This window comes from Halolamina salina (genome assembly GCF_042678005.1).
Classification (GTDB): domain Archaea; phylum Halobacteriota; class Halobacteria; order Halobacteriales; family Haloferacaceae; genus Halolamina; species Halolamina salina.
This window is the reverse complement of record NZ_JBHUDH010000050.1, coordinates 11824-14314: the sequence shown is the minus strand read 5'-3', so window position 1 is coordinate 14314 and position 2491 is coordinate 11824. Positions and strand designations below refer to the sequence as shown.

General features: G+C 68.5%; 4 protein-coding genes and 1 tRNA gene. All 5 read right to left on the bottom strand.

The features are described from left to right. Positions 1-90: 90 nt before the first annotated feature. A complete protein-coding gene (locus ACFR9S_RS06120; RefSeq protein WP_379818278.1) occupies positions 91-879 on the bottom strand; it encodes a DUF7260 family protein in 789 nt (262 codons plus the stop codon). Next, a complete protein-coding gene (locus ACFR9S_RS06115) occupies positions 876-1163 on the bottom strand; it encodes a DUF7552 domain-containing protein (protein WP_379818277.1) in 288 nt (95 codons plus the stop codon). The genes ACFR9S_RS06120 and ACFR9S_RS06115 overlap by 4 nt, the downstream gene beginning before the upstream one ends. Positions 1164-1388: 225 nt before the next feature. Then, entirely contained in the window at positions 1389-1706 is a 318-nt protein-coding gene (locus ACFR9S_RS06110) for a DUF5785 family protein (protein WP_379732513.1), read from the bottom strand. 219 nt (positions 1707-1925) lie between these two features. Next, positions 1926-2007 (bottom strand) — tRNA-Ser (locus tag ACFR9S_RS06105). 49 nt (positions 2008-2056) lie between these two features. Continuing rightward, positions 2057-2314, bottom strand: a complete 258-nt coding sequence (locus ACFR9S_RS06100) for a hypothetical protein (protein ID WP_379732512.1) — start codon at positions 2312-2314, stop codon at positions 2057-2059. Between the last annotated feature and the right edge of the window lie 177 nt (positions 2315-2491).

The following is a 2491-nucleotide window of genomic DNA, read 5'->3' as shown; positions in this document are numbered from 1 at the left end:
TGCGGTCGCAAGTAGTCAAGCATCGAGATGCAGTTGCTGTCGCAGTCACGCTCCCGAAGACCAACGAACCGAACCACTACCCAAAATCGCTTACGCCCGCCGGGTCAGGTGGTCCCGAACCATCCGCTGACACGCCGCCAGCAGGTCGTACAGCCGCGTCAGCGTCGACAGCACCGGGTAGACGACAGGCAGCGAACTGTAGAGGTACCGGACCAGCGTCCGGTGGGCAACGTCGGCGGACTGGTTCCGGCCCGTCGTCGTCAGCAGTAGCTCCTGTCGGTCGTCGAGCAGTCGATCACACCGGTCACGGAACTCGGCGAGGCGGTCGTGACGCACCCGAAGCTCGTCGAACCGAAGCGACGACAGCGGCGTCTCGTCCGCCGCCGCGAGCCAGTCCGTGATCTCTCCGACGGCCTCGCCGACCGTGCGGAGCGACTCGGCCTCGCTCTCGAGGGCGTCGAGCGTCGCGTCGATCCCCCGTCGGCGCTCGCGGGTCGCGGTGAGGATCGCCCCCTTCGTCTCCGGGGTGAACGCCGTCTCGGTCGTCGGCGCCAGCGCCAGCGCGATCCCGTCGCCGAGCTCCTCGCGGATCGTTTCGAGCAGCGGCTCGTCGCCCACGTCGTCGACGCTGTACGGCCGGACCGTCTCCGCGAACGCCTCCCGGACCTGCTCGCAGGCGCCGCCGCTCGCGTCCCCGTGGGCGGTTCGGGTCGCGACGCCGCCGTGGTTCGCCCCGACGCTCGCGCCGCGGCCCATCTCCGCCGCAGACAGCGACTCGACGCGGCGCCGGAACGCATCGTACGCCGACCCCTCCTCGGAGAGCACCTCCCGCTCGCGCTCGACCGCGGTCCGCGCGCGGTCGACGTGCGTCTCGATCACTGGCGGGCCCCCGCGCCGTCGGGGTCAGCCTCCGCCCGGATCTCGGGGGTCTGTCTGACGACGATGTCGTACTGCGGAAGCTTCGGGTCGTACCGCCGGAGCGCCGAGCGGTACTCCTCCGTCAGCCGTGCGGCCCGCCGAGCGACGGCGCGGCTCTCGAAGCGACAGCCGTCGGCCGGCACCGGCCGGTCGCCGTAGCGACTGCAGACGAGGTAGAACTCGCCGCGCTCGCTGGCCAGCGCCTCGATCCGCCGTCGGAGCGGGCAGAGTTCTCCCTCGGTCATCGCTCCACCCCCCGCCGCGTCCGGGATAGTCCCGCGGTCGTGGTCGAGTCGCTCCGGTGCCTCGCGGCCGTCGTCCCCGGCTCGGTGGGCGTGTCCCTGCGCCACATACTCTTTAGGCTTGCCTAAACCCATTTAGTCGTTTCGGGTTTTAGGCCAGCCGAAAACAGTCGGGTCGTGAACGCCCCGCCTCGGGTCGGGAAGATAGCGGAGAAGCCGGGCAGTCGGTCAGGCGTCGACGAACTGCTCGGCGCCCTCGTAGAACCAGTAGCCGTTCTCGCGCATCGCCTCGCCGAGGGTGCGGTGGAACTCGACGAAGTCCTCGAACTCCTCGGCGTCGACGTGCTCGAAGATCTCTTCGACGGAGACCACCTGCTCGTGGCTGATTCGGACGGGGTGGTCGCCGTAGTCGGCGACGTACTCCTCGGCGGAGAGCGGGAAGTCCTCCTCCTCGTCGATCTTCTTGGCCAGCACCGCGTGGCCGTACTTGCGGCGGCCTTCGCTCCCCTCCTCGCCGTCCGGGTCGTGGGGCCAGTCGTCGCTCATTGCTCGGTCGTTCGCCCGACCGGCCCAAAGCCTTTACGTTCGACGCGGTCGGAGTCGGTGGTCGAACTCGATACGCGTCGCTGCTCACTATCGTTCACAGCAGACGGTGGGACTGGGATTTGAACCGGAGCCAGACGTGCTCACTCACTGCGTTCGTTGCGCGCGACTGGCAGGGTTCAAATCCGACACGCGTCGCTTCTCACTGTCGTTCAGAGACGACGGTGGGACTGGGATTTGAACCCAGGAGGCTGACGCCACCGGTTTTCAAGACCGGCGCAATAGGCCACTCTGCCATCCCACCGCGCGTCCGGCCGTACTCGCTCGGGTGGGTTGAAGCTACCGTTCCGGAATCACTCCCCGCCGGCGTACCGAACTCCCAGCCAGAACGCGGCCGCGGGGACGAGCAGGTACGTGTAGGCGCTGCCGAGCATCGTGTACGTCAGCACTGTCTGCCCGACGCTGCCGAACGTCGGCAGCCACGCCGGGAGGCCGGACTCGACCGTGCGCTGGACAACGATATCGAGCGCGCCTTGGAGGGCGAAGATCCCCACGACCAGCACGACGAGGGCGAGGGGGTAGCGGAGCCGTCGGGAGTCACGGACCGACATATTTGCCGGTTCTCCACGAGCCGGTAAAAGTCTTGGGCGGCCGTTACTGCCGAACGAGGCCGTCTTCGTCGACGACCAGCCCGTACTCCTCGATCAGCGCGGTCGTGGACTCGGGCACCACCCGCCCGGCGGCGACCCGCGGGTGAACTTCGCGCCCGTACTCGACAAGCAGATCGA